The organism is Bradyrhizobium sp. P2_E8, assembly GCF_056403875.1.
The window spans coordinates 1-16,361 of sequence record NZ_JBFUES010000042.1; the positions used below are offsets into that span (position 1 = coordinate 1).

A 16,361-nucleotide genomic window follows, 5' to 3' on the forward strand; every position below is an offset into this window, starting at 1 on the left:
CATCCCGACCGCGCCGTGGCCCTCCGACTACGCCCGCGTCAGCACCACCGTGCCGACCTTCGTCGACGCGCTGGCGCTGAAGGATCACGCGCTGAAGAACGGCCGCTGCGCCTGGTAGGATTCGATCGGCGGACGACAAGGATCGGGCAAGGATGCGATGCTAGCATCCTTGCCCGTTCGCGTTTCTATCCAGCGTTTCTAATTAGTCCCCGCGGGATCAATCGATGCGCACGCTCACCACGACGGCAGCCATCTTCACCGTATCGCTCGCACTCGTCTCCGCTGGCCGCGCGCAGGCGCCGCAATCCTTCCGCGCGATCTCGCCGATCTTCGGCCAGCTCGTCAGCTTCGCGATGCCGTCGAACTTCGTCGCGGTGTTCGAGAACACCAAGGGCGGCCACTACATCCGCGAAGCCGTGCCGAAGGGCGAGACGCCGGAACGCTGGACGCAGATGATCACCGTCACCGGCGAGAAGGGCATGACGCTGACGCCGGGCGCCTCGCCCGAGACGTTCGCAGGCTCCATCGCCGGCGGCTTCAAATCGGCCTGCCCGGACAGCTTTGCGGCACAGCCGCTCGGCGCCACCAATTTCGGTCGCTTCGAGGGTTTCGTCGCGGTGATCGGCTGCGGCCGCGTCGACAGCGGCCCGACCCGGCACAGCGAGACCGCGCTGCTGGTCACGCTGAAGGGCACGACGGACTACTACACCATCCAATGGGCCGAGCGCGGCCCCGAGAGCGACGAGCCGCCGGTCAACGACGAACGCTGGCAGGTGCGCTTGCGCGAGCTCAGCCCGATCGAGCTCTGCCCGATCGTCGCAGGGGAAGCCGCGCCCTATCCAAGCTGCGTGAACAAGAGCTGAGGCGCTCTCACGCGTCCTTGTGCGCGCCGGGATGGATCAGCAGGTCGCGTGCGGCGGCGAGGTCGATGAAGGCTTCCGCGCTGCCGCCGCGGTCGGGATGCATGCCCTTGGCGGCGCGGCGATAGGCCTGGTTGATATCCTCGCAGGTGAGCTGCACCGCGAGCGGCAGGCCGAGCACCTTTCGGGCGCGGTCCTCGCTCGAGAGTTTCTTCGGCATGGCGTTGCGGCGGCCGAAGCGCGGCGCGGTCAGACCATGCACGACATCGAGGACCACGCCGATGCGTCGCTGGGCCGCCAGCGTGACACCGTGATCGTCATTGTCCACGGCCTGGCGCAGCACCGGAAGCGCCTGCTCGGCGGCCTGTCGCAGCGTGACATCGGTGCTCATCCGCACGATCTCGGCCACCAGCCGGCCCGCCTCGGCCCAGTCGGCGGACTCCGGCGACCGCAGGCGCTCGAGCGCCAATTTCCAGGATTCAAGCCGTTCCATCATGCGCGCAACGTTTAGCAATGAAGATCAGTATGCCAAGGCCGCCGTTTCCGACCCCTTAATTTCGAGTTAGCCTTTCATGAAACTTAGAAACGAATCCGGGAGGAAAATGTCATGGCATTGCTTGCAAACCACATCGCCGTCGTCACGGGCGCCGGTTCCGGCATCGGCCGGGCGATCGCGGCCGGCTACGCGCGCGAGGGCGCGCAAGTGGTGCTGCTCGACGTCAACGCCGACACGGTCGCGGAAGCGGCGCAGGAGATCCGCAACGCCGGCGGCGGGGCCGAGAGCTTCGCGCTCGACGTGACCAGGCGCGAGGACTGCTTTGCACTGGCCAAGCAAGTCGCCGACAACGTCGGGCAGGTCTCGATCCTCGTCAACAATGCCGGCATCACCCGCCGCAACGCCTTCACCGCGGAGACGGAGACGGTGGYGAAGGACTGGAACGACATCATCGCGCTCAACCTCAACGGCGTCTTCAACATGACGCAAGCCTTCCTCGCTCCGTTGCGCGCAGCCAAGGGCCGCATCGTCAATATCGGCTCGATCCAGTCCTTCGTGCATCTGCGCACGCCGAGCTCGGTGGCCTACACCACCTCCAAGCACGGCGTGCTCGGCTTCACCAAGGCGCTTGCGGCCGAGCTCGGCAAGGAAGGCGTGCGCGTCAACGCGATCGGGCCCGGCTTCATCGAGACCAACATCAACGCCAATGTGCGCGCGACCAATCCGGCGCTGGTGCAAACCTTCGTCGATCGCACCCCGCTGGCGCGCACCGGCAAGCCCGAGGATATCGTAGGGCCCGCGATCTTCCTCGCCTCGGACCTGTCGGCCTACGTCACGGGAACGATGGTGATGGTCGACGGCGGGTACCGGACGGTGTGAGGAGGACGCGACGATCTATCGACACACAAGGTGTCATGCCCCGCGCAGGCGGGGCATCAAGTATTCCAGTGACGCCAGAGGTCCCGCGAGGTGCCGCGGCGTACTGGATCGTCCGCTTTCGCGGACGATGACACGGAGTGTGGCGCGAGATAAGCCCGCATCCGTGCGCATACGGCGCCAATCGCGGCGGCTTCGCGGCAATCCCAAGGTCAATTGGTGCGATCGCCGGCGATTAACCTTTCATTAACCAAACCCGACCACCGTGGATTTACGGCTTGGGGGTCGTTTGTTCTCGATCCGCTTCCAATGATGGAAGCGGGCGTTGGTCGGGAGGTATATTGATGACCACTGTTCATGTCGCCGCGCCGCAGGGCGCGGAATTCCTTGCTCCAAACCAGATCGTTCCGCTGCTGATCGGTGCGACCGTCGACGAGGTCGAGCGCGAGCTCGTGCTCCAGACGCTCGCCCGCTGCGACGGCAACCGCACACGCGCCGCGCGCGTGCTCGGCCTGTCGGTGCGCACGCTGCGCAACAAGATCAGGCTCTATGCCGCCTCCGGCATCGACGTGCCGGCCTATCAGGACTAGCGCGTGGCCGCGCCAGGTCGATCAGTCGGCCTGCGACGCCCGGCGCGACGATGTGCTGCGAAACCGGCGGCGCAGCTCCTGCTGCAGGTACGCGCCGGCGAGAACCGCGAGCGCGATGATTGCGACTGCGGCCGCGATCAGCTCGATCGCGCGGAGCACGAAGGCCGTCATGACGGCCCATGACCCCTGCGGCTCTTCGGCGAAAGCGACCGGCACGATATCGGGCACGAACTCGTGGGCAAGGCCGAGCGCAATGCCAAAAGTGACTGCAGCCAAGCAGAACATTTTCCACGCTTCGCGCATCGGTCGCTCCTCGTGAGGTTGTGGCCGCGCGCCCTCCAATGACACGCCGTCGCGTGCCGCCGGTTGATGTTGATCAAGCGTGGTGCGATGCGCGGACGGAATTGCTGCTGTCGTCAAACGACGCTAAGTAGCTTGCTTCCGGTCAAGGGAGCAGTGGCGTGGCAGACGAACAGAAACGGCAGGGACCCCAGGGTCCGCGCGGGCGGCAGGGCGAGCCGGGACGGCCGGGACCGCAGGGTCATCCGGGCCGGCGCGGCCCGGACGGCGCGCGCGGCAAGCCAGGACCGCAAGGCAAGCCGGGGCCGATCGGAAAGGCTGGGCCACTGGGCAAGGCCGGGCCGCAAGGCAAGCTGGGCGAGGCCGGTCCGCGTGGCGCTGCCGGAGCGCAGGGACCTGTCGGACCGCAAGGGCCGGCAGGACCGCAAGGCCCGCGCGGCGAGGCCGGCCCACCTGGCCAACTGCCGTCGATCGAACAGGTGTTGCCCTGGCTCGAACAGCTCTTCGACGCCTGGGACGAGCGCCGCCGCCAGCGCGAGCGCGAAGCCGCCGAGCGCGAGGCGCTGGAAGCCGCCGTGCAGGAAACCGACGAGCCGATCGCCGATGACGAGAGCGACGACGGCGAAGGCGAAGGCGAAGGCGACGACCACAAGAAAAAGAAGAAAAAGAAGAAGCACGGCCACAGGGATTAGCCACGCGCTCTTGCCCCGGATCACGAAGCCCTTGAGGAATCATCCTTGTGTGGCAGCATGCCCATGCGCTCGAACTGCCAGCGCATGGCGCGATACCAGAGATAGCCGACTGCCGCGCCGCACATCGCCAGGATGGCGGCGTTCGCGCTCGAGAACGAGCCGCTCCACCACATCATCCACGCGGTCCACAGCAGCGTGAAGATGATGGCACCTGCTCTGAGGGGAAGAAGTGGGCGGCTCATGATCGTGCTCCGGGTTGGCAAAACCCCGGCAGACATCATTGCAAGTCGCGGCGCCCCGCACCGTGAGCCAGATCACGGAACGGGTCGCTGGATCCGCTAGCCAAAGCGCAACCGCGAACGCTCCTTGGCCTTTTCCGCCTCGATCTCGCGGTCGCGCGTCGGCGCATGGGTGTGCAGCGAGGTGAGGAGCTTTCGCGCCGCCTCCGAGACCTCGGCCACGGCGCGGTCGAACGCCGCCTCGTTGGCCTGCGACGGCTTGTTGAAGCCCGACAATTTGCGCACGAACTGCAAGGCCGAGGCATGGATCTCGTCCTCCGTCGCCGGCGGCTCGAAGTTGAACAGCGTCTTGATGTTGCGGCACATACAGTCTCTCCCGATGGTTTCCTCGAGGACGATCGGCGGAACCAAAATCCTACATTGTTCCCGAGAGTTTTGCTAAGATCCCCCGCAACGCGGCCGCCGGATATGAGCCGCATGGAGAGAGAAAATATGAAGGCTTCTTGCGCGGCGCTGTCGGCCATCCTGCTGTCCATCTCAGCGTCGGCCATGGCCGCCGACTATCCTGCGCCAAAACAGGGCGACTGGATCGCCCGGGATTTCAAGTTCCACACTGGCGAGGTCATGCCGGAGCTGCGGCTGCATTACACCACCGTCGGAGAGCCGAGCGGGCAACCGGTGCTGGTGCTGCATGGCACGGGCGGCTCGGGCGCAAGCATGCTGACGCCAGGCTTTGCCGGCGAGCTGTTCGGCGCGGGCCAGCCGCTCGACGCCGCCAAATATTACATCATCATTCCCGACGGCATCGGCCACGGCAAATCGTCAAAGCCGTCCGACGGCATGAAGACGGGCTTTCCGAAATACGACTACGACGACATGGTCGAGGCGCAGTACCGCCTGGTGACGGAAGGACTCGGCGTCAAGCATCTGCGGCTCGTCATCGGCAATTCGATGGGCGGCATGCACACCTGGCTGTGGGGCGAGAAATATCCGAAGGCGATGGACGCACTGATCCCGATGGCCTCGCAGCCGACCGAGATGGCATCGCGCAACTGGATGCTGCGGCGGATCATGCTCGACACCATCCGCAACGACCCCGACTACAATGGCGGCAACTACACCAGCCAGCCGCGCATGATGAAATACGCCGTCACCGCGTACGGCATCGCGAGCATCGGCGGAACGCTGGCCTATCAATCGCAGGCGCCGACGGCGGCCAAGGCCGACAAGATCGTCGACGAGCGGCTCGCGACGCCGATCACGGTCGATGCCAACGACTTCGTCTATCAGTGGGAGTCCTCGCACGACTACAATGCCGGGGAGAAGCTGGAGCAGATCGAAGCCTCGTTGCTGCTGATCAACTCCGCCGACGACGAGCGCAACCCGCCGGAGACCGGCCTCACCGACGCGGCGATGAAGAGGATCAAGAACAGCCGCCTGTATCTGATCCCCGCCAGCACCGAGACGCGCGGTCACGGCACCACCGGCAATGCAAAATTCTACAGCGAGCAGGTCAGGCAATTGCTGCAAACCGCGCCGCAACGGACGATGTAAAACCGGCGACAAATCCTCTTATCGCAATGCATCATATGCGGCGCCTCTCGCGCCGCATATTATTTGAGCATGCAATGCGCCGGCAGCTCGGGCTTAATCGCGTCAACGATACGAATCGACGCGCGGGACAAATCGCGCGCCACTGGCACGACACGCGATGAGGAGGATCGCATGCGCAGGCTCGCACTGTGCGTTTGGCTGGCTGCGATGACGGCGCTGACGAGCGCGGCGTTTGCGTTCGACAACGGGCAATATGACCACGTCCCGCCCGACATCCGCGCCTGGTTCAAGAGCGTGATCGCGCCGAACGGCGTGCCCTGCTGCGACATCTCCGACGGCCATCGCACCGACTACGACGTGCGCAACGGCGCCTATTGGGTACCGATCGAGGGACAGTGGATGGCCGTGCCTGAGCGCGCCATCATCCGCGACCGCGGCAATCCGGTCGGCCAGGCCGTGGTGTGGTACGTCCACCATCGCGGCACCATCATCATCAGCTGCTTCGTGCCGGCCGATGCAGTCTAGCGGATCGCAATGAATTTCGTTGGCCGCGCGCGGCGCCATCGGGTAGTTTGCCGCCGAGCTCATACGGAGGCACACCGTTGACCGATCTTTGCGCCGAAGACCTCGCCACCATCTATGCCAGGCCGAGCCCACGCGTGATCGCGAAGGCACGTCCCGCGATCGATGCGCATGCCAAGAAATTCATCGAGATGTCGCCGTTCTGCGTGCTCGCGACCTCTGGCAGCGACGGCAGCGTCGACGCCTCGCCGCGCGGCGGCGGCATCGGCTTCGTCCACGTCGCCGGCCCCAACCAGTTGCTGATGCCCGACCGCTCCGGCAACAACCGGATCGACAGTTTTCGCAACGTCGTCGAAGGCTCGGGCTTCGTGCATCTGCTGTTCTTCGTCCCGGGCATCGACGAGACGCTGCGCGTCGGCGGGCGCGGCACGCTGTCGGCCGATCCGGACCTGCTCGCCTCAATGGTGGAATTCGGCAAGCCACCGCGCGCGGTGCTGAACGTTGCGGTCAGCGAAGTCTATTTCCACTGCGGCAAGGCGCTGATGCGCTCGAAGCTGTGGTCGCCGGAGAAGGTGCAGCGCTCGGTGATGCCAAGCATCGTCGAAGTCATTCACGACCAGACGGGCCTGGGCGAACCGGAGAGTCAGGAGATCGTGGAAGAGCGCTATAAGCAGCAGCTGTAGCTGGCGCAACCAGCCACAGTGTCGTCCCGGACAAGCGCAGCGCAGATCCGGGACCCATAACCACAGGAAGTGATTTGACGAAGACTCGGAGTTGCCGGTCGCGCGCTTCAACCACTTCCTGCGGTTATGGGTCCCGGCTTTCGCCGGGACGATATCGGAGCAGGTAGCTGACGCCGAAGCCTAGTGCCCCTCGCCCTCGAGCCCGCCGACGTGCTTCTGGGTGTAGAGCTCGAGACCGATGCGGCCGATCAGGTCGAGCTGGGTTTCGAGGAAGTCGATGTGGTGCTCCTCGTCGCTCATCAGCTTCTCGAACAGGTCGCGCGTGACATAGTCCTTGACGCCGTGGCAGTAGGTCGCCGCTTCCTGATAGAGCGCCCGCGCGCTCATCTCGGCGGCGAGGTCGCACTCGATGATCTCCTTGACGTTCTGGCCGATACGCAGGGGATCGAGCACCTGCATGTTCGGGAAGCCGTCGAAGAACAGGATGCGCGCGGTGAGCTTGTCGGCGTGCTCCATCTCCTCGATGGATTCCTTGCGCCAGACCTTGGCCATGTCCAGCAGGCCCCAATTGTCGAGGAAGCGGTAGTGCAGCCAGTACTGGTTGATCGCAGTCAGCTCGTGACGCAGTGCCTTGTTGAGGTAGTCGATGACTTTTGCGTCGCCCTGCATGGTTCACTCCAGCTCTTGCAGTCCAAATCGGTCCTAAACCGTATTTAGAACGCTTCTAAATGAGTTTACGCACGGGAGCAACCGGCTGCGGGGACGCAGCCGGGGAAAAGCTCAGCCGAGGTTACGGAAGATTTCAGCAGGCCGCGAGCGCGAACTGGGCGGACTCGGCCGTCTCGTCATTGGCGGCCACGGTGTGGCTGTGCGGGCAGCCGGAGCAGCAGGACTTGGCGCAGGGGCCAAGCGCTTCGTCGATGATGGTCTTGATCGTCCGCGCGCAGCGGCCGCACTCGGCGCTACAGCCGAGGCAGCCATAGACCTGCTTGGCATGGCGCACGGCGTCGTCGGACTCGGCGACAGCAGCGCGGATGTCGTCATCGCTCAGCACGTTACAGGAACAAACGATCATGGAAGCGGCAGGCCCTTCGGTGATGCGCCATCATCGATATTTAAGGGGCCGGCCGGATGCAAAAGGAAAAACCGGTATTTGAAGCTATTCCAAACTGGCCCGCAAACAGCCTAGAACGGCTCTAAAATAGGGTGTTGCGCTGGATCAAGATTGCGGCGGATCTAGTCGCCGCCACCGCCTCCCCCACCGTCGCCACCACCTCCACAATCCCCACCCCCGCCGCTATCGTTGCTGGAACAGCTGCCGCCATCGGTCGAGTTCCCCGAGCTGTCGCCCGAAAACCAGCTCCCCAGCGAGAAGCCATCGCTCGTCCCCGAATAGCTGTCTCCGCCCCCACTGCCGCCATCGCTGCCGGCCCCTGCGCGGGAGCGGCGCTGGCCGCGGTTCTGGAGGTGGGCGATCCAGCCGTAGCCGATCGCAAAGACGACCCCGGCAGCAATCAATGCATTGATCAGCGCGTTGCCCATCATCGCCTCCCTGGCGGAGCTGCGGTCCACACCAATTCGTCGCACCCGGCCAAGGTGCCGTTCATTGATCATTCAAGCGAAGTATGGAACTTTATCTCCCAAAGAGTTCCCGCGTGTTTGTGCGAAAGGTCAAACCCAATGAAGAAGTCGCTCCTGGCAGTCGCTGCCCTCGCCGCTGTGGCCCTGACGGCCGGGACGCCCGCCCATGCGCAGCGCGGCGTCGCTGCCGGCGTGGCGGCCGGGATCATCGGCGGCGCCATTGTCGGTGGCGCGCTCGCCTCTCCGTATTATTACGGACCGGGGCCCGGCTACGCCTATGGTCCGGGTTATGACCCCGGTTACTACCCGCCCCGCTACTACGCGCCGGGTCCGGGTTATGTCGCCGACGACTATTACGGCGGTTGCGCCTGGCAGAGGCAGCGCTTCTGGGACGGCTATGCCTGGCGCGTCCGCCGCGTCAGGGTCTGTGGCTGAGGCGCCAACCGGTTCACTACGGACGCGCCGTTCATCCCGGGGCCCGAAAAAGACCGCTTTTTCTCGTCACAGCTCTGTGTGCGTTTACCGTGGATTGACCATTTGCGCGCTTCCTAGCTGCAAGGCCAATTCCATCAGAGTGTGCGTGAACCTTTGAACCCCGGGCGCCTCTAACAAGGGGAACCCATCTCCCTGGAGAGCCAAGAGCATGAAGAAGACTTTAGTTGCCGCCCTCACGGTCGCGACGGTCGCCGGTTCGCTGGTGACCGCTGCTCCGTCCGCAAAGGCCCATGACGGCGTCGGCGCGGGCCTCGCGGCCGGCCTGATCGGCGGAGCCATCGTCGGCGGCGCGATCGCGTCGAGCCGTCCGGCCTATGGCGGCCCTGTCTACGTCGCCGAGCCCCCGCCGCCCGCGCCCTGCTACTGGCAGCGCCAGCGTTACTGGGACGGTTACGGCTGGGTCATCCGCCCGGTTCGCGTCTGCTACTGATTTGATCGCTATGGCGCTCATGAGCGCCACGATCGAAGCCCGGCCGAGACCATCGGCCGGGCTTTTTCTTTTGGTCGCGCGCTATCGCGCCGCCTGGATCGAACGCAGCACCTCTTCGCTCGGCCAGCAATCGACCTTGAGGCCCGCCGACTTCTGATAGGCGCCTAGCGCCGCGCGCGTCTGCATGCCAGCCTTGCCGTCTATCTTGTCCTTGTAGAGCCCGACCCGCGTCAGCCCGCGCTGCATGGTCTCGACGTCCTTGGTGCGCAATTGCTTCGAGGCCGACCACGGCGTTGCGAACGGCAGCGGGCTCGTCATGCGGTCGCTGAGATGACCGACGAACAGCACGTAGAGGTCGGAGAAATTGTATTCCTTTATGACGAAGTAGTTCTGCGTGGTCAGGAATGACGGGCCGTAAATGCCTTCCGGCTGCAGCAACGAGGCCGGCTGCGCCTGCTCCACGGTGCTGAGCTTTTGTCCGCGCACCGGCACGAAGCCTTCGCGCAGCCACTGGCTGATCGGCTTGGTCACCTCGGGCACGCCGCTGGTGCAATCGACCTTGGCCGGCGCCTGCACCTCGTAGGCCCAGCGCACGCCGCTCTGCCAACCCTTGTTGACGAGCTGCTGCGCGGCGGAGGCCAGCGCATCCGGCACCGAGTGCCAGATGTCGATGCGGCCGTCGCGATCGAAGTCGACGCCGTGCTTGTAATATTCGGACGGCAGGAATTGCGTGAGCCCGGTGGCGCCGGCCCAGGACGAGCGCATGTCCTTGCGCGTCACCACGCCCTCGCCCAGGATCTTCAGCGAGAGGATGAACTCGTTGCGATAGGTGTCCTTGCGGCGCCCGACATAAGCCTGCGTCGCCAGCACGCGGACGAGATCGTAGGGCAGCGTGTAGCGGCCGTAGTCGGTCTCGCGGCCCCAGATCGCCAGCATGACGGTCGCGGGCACGCCGGAGCTCTTCTCGATCTCGGTCAGCGCGGGACGATATTTTTGCAGCAGCCGCTGCCCCTCGCCGGCAAGGCGCGCGATCGAGGCGTCCCTGACGTAGTCGGCCGGCACCTGCACGAACTCGGCCTGCGATGGCGCACCGGTCGCGGGCCGCCCGGGCAAGATGAGATCGGGCAGCTTGTAATCCGGCTCGAGCCCACGCGTCTGCTCATCGAATGTCGCGCGCGACACGCCGGCGGTCTGCGCCTCCGGCCAGAGCGAGGCGATGAACTGCGTGAAGGCGGCGTCGGCGGCGCGGGCGGACGACCAGCCGCAGGTGACGACGATCACCGCAGCGATGAGCGCCCGCCGCATCATGCCGACATCACCGCGTCAGCTTCTTGTACTTCACGCGGTGCGGAATGACGCTGTCCTGGCCGAGCCGGCGCATCTTGTCCTTCTCGTAGTCCTGGAAGTTGCCTTCGAACCATTCGACATGGCTGTCGCCTTCGAAGGCCAGGATGTGCGTCGCGATGCGGTCGAGGAACCAGCGGTCATGGCTGATGATGACGGCGCAGCCGGCAAAATCTTCCAGCGCCTCTTCGAGCGCGCGCAGCGTGTCGACGTCGAGATCGTTGGTCGGTTCGTCGAGCAGCAGGACGTTGGCGCCGGACTTCAGCATCTTGGCGAGATGCACGCGGTTGCGTTCACCGCCCGAGAGTGCACCGACCTTCTTCTGCTGGTCGGCACCCTTGAAGTTGAACGACGAGCAATAGCCGCGCGAGTTCACTTCCTTCTTGCCGAGCAGGATCAGCTCGTTGCCGCCGGAAATCTCCTCCCACACGTTCTTGTTGCCGTCGAGCGCGTCGCGCGACTGGTCGACATAGCCGAGATGCACGGTCTCGCCGACCGTGATGGTGCCATTGTCCGGCGTTTCCTGCTTGGTGATCATCTTGAACAGCGTCGTCTTGCCGGCGCCGTTGGCGCCGATCACGCCGACGATGCCGCCGGGCGGCAGCTTGAAGGTGAGATCGTCGATCAAGAGGCGATCGCCATAGCCTTTGCTGAGGCCTTCGAAATCGACGACGTTGGCACCGAGCCGCTCGGCGACGGGGATGATGATCTGCGCGGTTTGGGTCTGCTTCTCGCTCGCCTGCTTGAGCAGCTCCTCGTAGCGTTGATAGCGCGCCTTGGACTTGGCCTGACGCGCCTTCGGCGAGGACGCGACCCATTCCTGCTCGCGGGCGATCGTCTTCTGATGCGCAGCGTCCTCGCGGCCTTCCTGCTCGAGCCGCTTCTGCTTCTGCACCAGCCAGGACGAGTAGTTGCCCTCGTAGGGAATGCCCTTGCCGCGGTCGAGCTCGAGAATCCAGCTCGTGACGTTGTCGAGGAAGTAGCGGTCGTGGGTGACGATCAGGATCGCGCCAGGATAGTTGCGCAGATGGCCTTCGAGCCACGACACCGACTCGGCGTCGAGATGGTTGGTCGGTTCGTCGAGCAGCAACAAGTCGGGCTGATCGAGCAGCAGTTTGCACAGCGCGACGCGGCGGCGCTCACCGCCCGAGAGTTTTGTCACATCGGCATCGTCCGGCGGGCAGCGCAGCGCGTCCATCGCCTGGTCGACCTTGCTGTCGAGATCCCAGAGGCCCTGGGCCTCGATCTCGTCCTGCAGCTTGGTCATCTCGTCGGCGGTTTCTTCCGAATAGTTCATCGCCAGCTCGTTGTAGCGATCGAGGATGGCCTTCTGCTTGGCGACACCCAGCATGACGTTCTCGCGCGCCGAGAGTGTCGGATCGAGATGCGGTTCCTGCTCGAGATAGCCGACGCGGGCGCCCTGGGCGACCCAGGCCTCGCCGTTATACTCCTTGTCGAGGCCGGCCATGATCTTGAGCAGCGTCGACTTGCCCGAGCCGTTGACGCCGAGCACGCCGATCTTGGCGTCCGGGTAGAAGCTCAGATGGATGTTATCGAGCACCTTCCGGGTCGGGTAGCTCTTGGTCAGGCCCTGCATGAAATAGATGAACTGGCGCGCCATCGGTCCCGTGAAACCTTCGATTTGAGGAAATTTGCTTGCCGCCGATGTAACGATCCCGCCCCCAAAGGGCAACGTTTTCCCTCCGTTCACCACGGATCAATACGGATCGGACACCATCCGGCCGCTAATCCGGACAATTGAAACCATTTTTTAATAAAGTGGGCCAAAGCTCGTCATGGCGCCGAAAAAGACGCCACCCGCGGCAGAAGCGGCGGGGAGAACAGCGAGGCCACATCATGGCTCTGATCGAGACCACCTCCATCACCGTTCCGGCACGAGCCGGTAGCGCTTCCGGACTCGTCACGGAGATCAAGGGCTTCTGGAAGCGCTTCTTCGCCACCGCCTTCAACCCCTAYCGGCCCGAGCTGTACTACATGCGTGGTCCCGGCCCCGCATGGCGCGCCAAGCACGGCATGGATGCGCCAATCCGGCTGAAGCGCCGCGACCTCTGAACCCCTTCTCTCCTATCGGATTTTTGAACACGTCAGCTGCTTGCGCGCGGGCGTGATTGCGCGCAACCATGGCCAGGTTCCGACGATGGCGCTCCCCCGCCTGGCGCCGTCACCTCTCGCCATGGATGAACGCTGATGACGCGGCTGCGCTGTGCAATTCTCGACGACTATTTCAACCTCGCCCTCGACGTCGCTGATTGGCAGAAACTGTCCGACCGCATCGACGTTACCGTGTTCAGCCATCCCTTCACCTCGGAGCAGGCCGCGGCCAGCGCGCTCGCCGATTTCGAGATCGTCTGCGCGATGCGCGAACGCACGGCGTTCCCCAAGAGCCTGTTCGCGTCGCTGCCGAAGCTGAAGCTGCTTTTGACCTCCGGCATGCGCAACGCCTCGATCGACATGGAGGCTGCGAAGGCGCAAGGCGTTGCCATCGGCGGCACGCAATATTCCCGCGATCCCACCGCACCGCTGACCATGGGCCTGATCCTGGAGCTGACCCGCGGCATCGGCCGCGAGAATGCGCGCATGCATGCGGGCGCGCCCTGGCAGACCTTTGCCGGTGTCGAGATCGAGGGGCTGACGCTCGGCATCGTCGGGCTCGGCAAGCTCGGCAGCAAGATGGCGGGCATTGCGAAGGCATTCGGCATGAACGTGATCGCCTGGAGCCCGAACCTCACGCCGGAGAAGTGCAAGGCGGCCGGCGTCGGCTACGCCACCAAGGAGGAGCTGTTCGCCAAGGCCGACATCGTCACCATCCATGTGGTGCTGAGCGACCGCTCGCGGGGACTGGTCGGTGCTGCGGACCTCGCGCGGATGAAGCCGACGGCCTTTCTCGTCAACACCGCGCGCGGACCGATCGTGGACGAGCAGGCGCTGCTGGAGGCCTTGCAGCAGAGGAAGATCGCAGGCGCCGGCTTGGATGTGTTCTCGGTCGAGCCGCTGCCGGTCGACCATCCCTTCCGCAAGCTCGACAACCTCGTGCTGACGCCGCATCTCGGCTACGCGACCGAGGACGGATTGCGTATCCATTATGGCCAGATGGTCGAGGCGATCGACGCCTGGACCAATGGCAGCGAGCTGCCGCGGAAGCTGGCCTGAAACGAAGAAGGGCGCGCCGACGGCACGCCCTTCTGCAAATCAAACTTGTCTCGAAGCGCTTAGCGCACGGTGACCGGCGCGGGCAGCGGCGGCACCACGGTCGGCTGCGTCCCCGGGACGGGACCGGCCTGGGCAGACATTGGAGCCGGCGCACCGGGCGTCGGCGCGGCCGAGGCAGTCGCCGTTCCCGGCGCCGGACCGCCCGGCATCACCACCACGCGGGTGCCGACCTTGACCCGGTCGAACAGGTCGGAGACGTCCTCGTTCAGCATGCCGATGCAGCCGGAGGAGACGAACTTGCCGATCGTCGAGGGCTGGTTGGTGCCGTGGATGCGGTAGACGGTCGAGCCGAGATACATGGCGCGGGCGCCGAGCGGATTGCCCGGGCCGCCGGCCATGAAGCGCGGCAGGTAGGGCTGGCGCTCGATCATCTCGGTCGGGGGATGCCAATCCGGCCACTCGGCCTTGCGGGTGATCTTCTGCACGCCGGTCCAGGTGAAACCGTCGCGGCCGACGCGGACGCCGTAGCGGATCGCACGGCCGTTGCCGAGCACGTAATAGAGGTAGGTGTTCGGCGTATCGACCACGAGGGTACCGGCCGGCTCCTTGGTCTGGAACGAGACCTCCTGGCGGCGCAGGTTCTGCGGCAACTGCGCCGGCGCAGCATCGGGCTGCTCCTCGGGCGGCAGCGAAGCGATCGTCATCGGCCGGCCATCGGCGTCAACCGGCGGCTGCCCGGCCTGGACCGTTCCGGTCGCGGCGGGACCACCGACGGCCTCCGGCGGACGCAGGCCGTCGCTGCCGGGCGCCTGCGCCGGACGATCGGCATAGATCACCGCGGGCGGGCCGGCGGGGCGGCCATAGCGGGGATCGTCGGGCGACATCACCGGACCCTGCGGCGGCGCAGCCGAGTAGACGGGGGCGCCGGCGGGACGGCCATAACGGGGATCATCCGGCGACATCACCGGTCCCTGCGGCGGGGCGGCCGAATAGACCGGGGGACCAGCGGGGCGGCCATAGCGGGGATCGTTGGGCGACATCGGACCGCCCGGACCGGGCGGCGGCAGCGATGCCTGCGGCAGCGCGTCGTCGTCATCTTCCAGCGCGTCGAAATTCGGCGTGCGGTCGCCGGGGCGGTATTCGGCCGGGGCGCCATAGCTCGGCGCCTGCTGAACCGGATAGCTCTGGGCCTGTGCGAGCGAAGTTCCCGCCGCAGCGACTGTTGCGGCAGCGCATATCGTCAGAAAATGTTTGATCATCATCGCTCTTGTATAGTCCCCAAGCCCTATCGGACCGCTAACGGCCAGATGACCGAAAATAGCGGCACATTCAAGACATTGCAGGCTCATTTGCGCCGGATTTGCCGATTTGTGATCCGCAGGTCTAGCGTTGCTCCGTTGCATCACGGGGGCGGAAATCGCATTGCGCCGTGGATTGCCGGAGTCATCGCCCCGATTTTAAGGGAACGGCGCGGAGGCGTTGCGATATGTTCGAATCAGCCTGATTCGCCGCCGCTTCGAGCTCCGATTCCGCGTGGCGAACGCGGCAACCAGTACCGTCACCGCGTTCAGATGGCTCATGGGCCCTGGCCACCTCGCCGCCGGGGCGGAAATTCGCAATCCCTCGATGCTTCCCGGCTTTCGCTTCCTGCTTGCCGCGATCCTGCTGTCAATCTCCATCCTGGTGTTCGGCCTGGGCGCCGCCGCGCTGCTGCGCGCGAGCCACGAGCAGTATGTCAGCAACCCCTCCTGGCGGAACGGCCCGCAGGAGCAGGTGTTTGCGCAGGCGTCCGAGCCGGCCCAGCCGGTGCTCGCGGCCTTGCGCGCGGAGCCGGAGCCGGCCGAGCCCGCCGCGCCGTCGCTGCGCGACCAGGTGCCGACCATCGCCCTGCCGGCGAGCGAGCCCGAGCAGGTCGCGGCGGTGACGAGCGAGGCTGACGCTCAGCCCCAGGTCGTTGCACCGCCGGCCGATACCTCGGCCGCCGAACCGGCCAAGGCCGAGACGACGACGGAAGCCACGGCACCAGCCCCCACCGACACGCTCACCCCGGCCGACACCACGGCATCGATCCCCGAGGCCAAGATCCCCGAGACCAAGCCTGCCGCGACCGCGAGCGCGCCGGCACCGACTGACCCCAGCCCGGCCCAGGCATCCTCGGCGCTCGATGTCGCCGCGGCCAAGGTGGCCGCGCTGAACGATCCAGCGACGACGGCCTGGAAGGATCCGCCGGCCAAGGCCAAGGCGGACGGCAGCGCCCCGGACAGCAAGGCGACCAAGCCGCGGGCGAAGGCGAAGAAGCGGCACCGCGTCGTGCGGCGCCCGCCGCCGCAGCAGCTGCAGCAGTCGCTCGATCCGTTCGGGCGACCGCAGCAGAGCTTCGCGACGACAACCACGCGCCCGCGCTGAGCTTCACCTCTCCCCGCTTGCGGGGCGAGGGAGCGCACCGTCGTCGTAGCTACCGGTTCACGCAGGCCCGGTCGCGACCGCCGGGCCGCCGGCCTGGCCCCATTCCGACCATGAGCCGTCAT

The 16,361-nt window shown here is 65.6% G+C and carries 22 protein-coding genes; 12 read left to right on the top strand and 10 right to left on the bottom strand.

Annotated features, from left to right (window positions below):
- Positions 1-224 precede the first annotated feature (224 nt).
- Positions 225-863: a hypothetical protein gene (locus tag AC1D00_RS04130; RefSeq protein ID WP_477009766.1), complete on the top strand. Its 639-nt coding sequence runs from the start codon at positions 225-227 to the stop codon at positions 861-863.
- A 7-nt stretch (positions 864-870) separates the two neighbouring features.
- On the opposite strand, the gene AC1D00_RS04135 is transcribed toward AC1D00_RS04130, so the two are convergent.
- A complete protein-coding gene (locus AC1D00_RS04135) occupies positions 871-1,356 on the bottom strand; it encodes a J domain-containing protein (RefSeq protein ID WP_135175788.1) in 486 nt (161 codons plus the stop codon).
- Between the two features lie 111 nt (positions 1,357-1,467).
- Here AC1D00_RS04135 and AC1D00_RS04140 point away from each other — a divergent pair, with 111 nt between their 5' ends.
- Both AC1D00_RS04140 and AC1D00_RS04145 read left to right on the top strand, forming a co-directional pair.
- On the top strand, positions 1,468-2,235 hold the full coding sequence (locus AC1D00_RS04140; protein WP_477009767.1) for an SDR family NAD(P)-dependent oxidoreductase: 768 nt from the start codon (positions 1,468-1,470) through the stop codon (positions 2,233-2,235).
- A 341-nt stretch (positions 2,236-2,576) separates the two neighbouring features.
- Complete coding sequence (locus AC1D00_RS04145; RefSeq protein WP_027547911.1) at positions 2,577-2,822, top strand: helix-turn-helix domain-containing protein; 246 nt, start codon at positions 2,577-2,579, stop codon at positions 2,820-2,822.
- A gap of 21 nt (positions 2,823-2,843) precedes the next feature.
- Here the strand turns inward: AC1D00_RS04145 and AC1D00_RS04150 are convergent, their stop codons facing one another.
- The gene (locus AC1D00_RS04150; protein WP_477009775.1) at positions 2,844-3,107 is read right to left on the bottom strand and encodes a hypothetical protein; all 264 of its coding nucleotides are present in this window, start codon (positions 3,105-3,107) and stop codon (positions 2,844-2,846) included.
- A 176-nt stretch (positions 3,108-3,283) separates the two neighbouring features.
- Here AC1D00_RS04150 and AC1D00_RS04155 point away from each other — a divergent pair, with 176 nt between their 5' ends.
- Positions 3,284-3,814 (top strand): collagen-like protein, encoded by a 531-nt coding sequence (locus AC1D00_RS04155; RefSeq protein WP_477009768.1) that lies wholly within the window; start codon positions 3,284-3,286, stop codon positions 3,812-3,814.
- Positions 3,815-3,834: 20 nt separating this feature from the next.
- Here AC1D00_RS04155 and AC1D00_RS04160 read toward each other — a convergent pair whose 3' ends face one another.
- Together AC1D00_RS04160 and AC1D00_RS04165 are read right to left on the bottom strand one after the other, a co-directional pair.
- On the bottom strand, positions 3,835-4,056 hold the full coding sequence (locus AC1D00_RS04160; protein ID WP_477009769.1) for a hypothetical protein: 222 nt from the start codon (positions 4,054-4,056) through the stop codon (positions 3,835-3,837).
- Between the two features lie 96 nt (positions 4,057-4,152).
- Positions 4,153-4,419 carry a DUF2277 domain-containing protein gene (locus AC1D00_RS04165; RefSeq protein WP_135175783.1) on the bottom strand — a complete coding sequence of 89 codons (267 nt, stop codon included), beginning with the start codon at positions 4,417-4,419 and terminating at the stop codon, positions 4,153-4,155.
- A gap of 126 nt (positions 4,420-4,545) precedes the next feature.
- Here AC1D00_RS04165 and AC1D00_RS04170 point away from each other — a divergent pair, with 126 nt between their 5' ends.
- From AC1D00_RS04170 to AC1D00_RS04180, 3 genes are all read left to right on the top strand, one after another.
- Positions 4,546-5,607, top strand: a complete 1,062-nt coding sequence (locus tag AC1D00_RS04170) for an alpha/beta fold hydrolase (RefSeq protein ID WP_135175782.1) — start codon at positions 4,546-4,548, stop codon at positions 5,605-5,607.
- 171 nt (positions 5,608-5,778) lie between these two features.
- Positions 5,779-6,132 carry a hypothetical protein gene (locus AC1D00_RS04175; protein WP_027547906.1) on the top strand — a complete coding sequence of 118 codons (354 nt, stop codon included), beginning with the start codon at positions 5,779-5,781 and terminating at the stop codon, positions 6,130-6,132.
- A gap of 77 nt (positions 6,133-6,209) precedes the next feature.
- Positions 6,210-6,812 (top strand): pyridoxamine 5'-phosphate oxidase family protein, encoded by a 603-nt coding sequence (locus tag AC1D00_RS04180; protein ID WP_135175781.1) that lies wholly within the window; start codon positions 6,210-6,212, stop codon positions 6,810-6,812.
- 180 nt (positions 6,813-6,992) lie between these two features.
- Here AC1D00_RS04180 and bfr read toward each other — a convergent pair whose 3' ends face one another.
- The 3 genes from bfr to AC1D00_RS04195 all read right to left on the bottom strand — a co-directional run bounded on the left by bfr (position 6,993) and on the right by AC1D00_RS04195 (position 8,357).
- A complete protein-coding gene (bfr, locus tag AC1D00_RS04185) occupies positions 6,993-7,481 on the bottom strand; it encodes a bacterioferritin (RefSeq protein ID WP_011089420.1) in 489 nt (162 codons plus the stop codon).
- 133 nt (positions 7,482-7,614) lie between these two features.
- Positions 7,615-7,887, bottom strand: a complete 273-nt coding sequence (locus AC1D00_RS04190; RefSeq protein ID WP_011089421.1) for a (2Fe-2S)-binding protein — start codon at positions 7,885-7,887, stop codon at positions 7,615-7,617.
- 161 nt (positions 7,888-8,048) lie between these two features.
- The gene (locus AC1D00_RS04195; RefSeq protein WP_404558933.1) at positions 8,049-8,357 is read right to left on the bottom strand and encodes a hypothetical protein; all 309 of its coding nucleotides are present in this window, start codon (positions 8,355-8,357) and stop codon (positions 8,049-8,051) included.
- 135 nt (positions 8,358-8,492) lie between these two features.
- Between AC1D00_RS04195 and AC1D00_RS04200 the strand changes: the two genes are divergently transcribed.
- Both AC1D00_RS04200 and AC1D00_RS04205 read left to right on the top strand, forming a co-directional pair.
- Complete coding sequence (locus tag AC1D00_RS04200) at positions 8,493-8,828, top strand: hypothetical protein (protein WP_135175595.1); 336 nt, start codon at positions 8,493-8,495, stop codon at positions 8,826-8,828.
- 208 nt (positions 8,829-9,036) lie between these two features.
- Positions 9,037-9,318 (top strand): hypothetical protein, encoded by a 282-nt coding sequence (locus tag AC1D00_RS04205; protein ID WP_135175596.1) that lies wholly within the window; start codon positions 9,037-9,039, stop codon positions 9,316-9,318.
- A gap of 81 nt (positions 9,319-9,399) precedes the next feature.
- Here AC1D00_RS04205 and AC1D00_RS04210 read toward each other — a convergent pair whose 3' ends face one another.
- Complete coding sequence (locus AC1D00_RS04210; protein ID WP_477009770.1) at positions 9,400-10,626, bottom strand: lytic murein transglycosylase; 1,227 nt, start codon at positions 10,624-10,626, stop codon at positions 9,400-9,402.
- A gap of 7 nt (positions 10,627-10,633) precedes the next feature.
- Complete coding sequence (gene ettA / locus AC1D00_RS04215) at positions 10,634-12,283, bottom strand: energy-dependent translational throttle protein EttA (RefSeq protein ID WP_135175598.1); 1,650 nt, start codon at positions 12,281-12,283, stop codon at positions 10,634-10,636.
- A 236-nt stretch (positions 12,284-12,519) separates the two neighbouring features.
- Between ettA and AC1D00_RS04220 the strand changes: the two genes are divergently transcribed.
- Together AC1D00_RS04220 and AC1D00_RS04225 are read left to right on the top strand one after the other, a co-directional pair.
- Positions 12,520-12,735 (top strand): hypothetical protein, encoded by a 216-nt coding sequence (locus AC1D00_RS04220; protein ID WP_477009771.1) that lies wholly within the window; start codon positions 12,520-12,522, stop codon positions 12,733-12,735.
- Positions 12,736-12,870: 135 nt separating this feature from the next.
- On the top strand, positions 12,871-13,833 hold the full coding sequence (locus tag AC1D00_RS04225; RefSeq protein ID WP_477009772.1) for a D-2-hydroxyacid dehydrogenase family protein: 963 nt from the start codon (positions 12,871-12,873) through the stop codon (positions 13,831-13,833).
- Between the two features lie 59 nt (positions 13,834-13,892).
- Here the strand turns inward: AC1D00_RS04225 and AC1D00_RS04230 are convergent, their stop codons facing one another.
- Complete coding sequence (locus tag AC1D00_RS04230; protein WP_477009773.1) at positions 13,893-15,092, bottom strand: L,D-transpeptidase; 1,200 nt, start codon at positions 15,090-15,092, stop codon at positions 13,893-13,895.
- Between the two features lie 319 nt (positions 15,093-15,411).
- On the opposite strand from AC1D00_RS04230, the gene AC1D00_RS04235 reads away from it, so the two are divergent.
- The gene (locus AC1D00_RS04235) at positions 15,412-16,239 is read left to right on the top strand and encodes a hypothetical protein (RefSeq protein WP_477009774.1); all 828 of its coding nucleotides are present in this window, start codon (positions 15,412-15,414) and stop codon (positions 16,237-16,239) included.
- Positions 16,240-16,361: the final 122 nt, after the last annotated feature.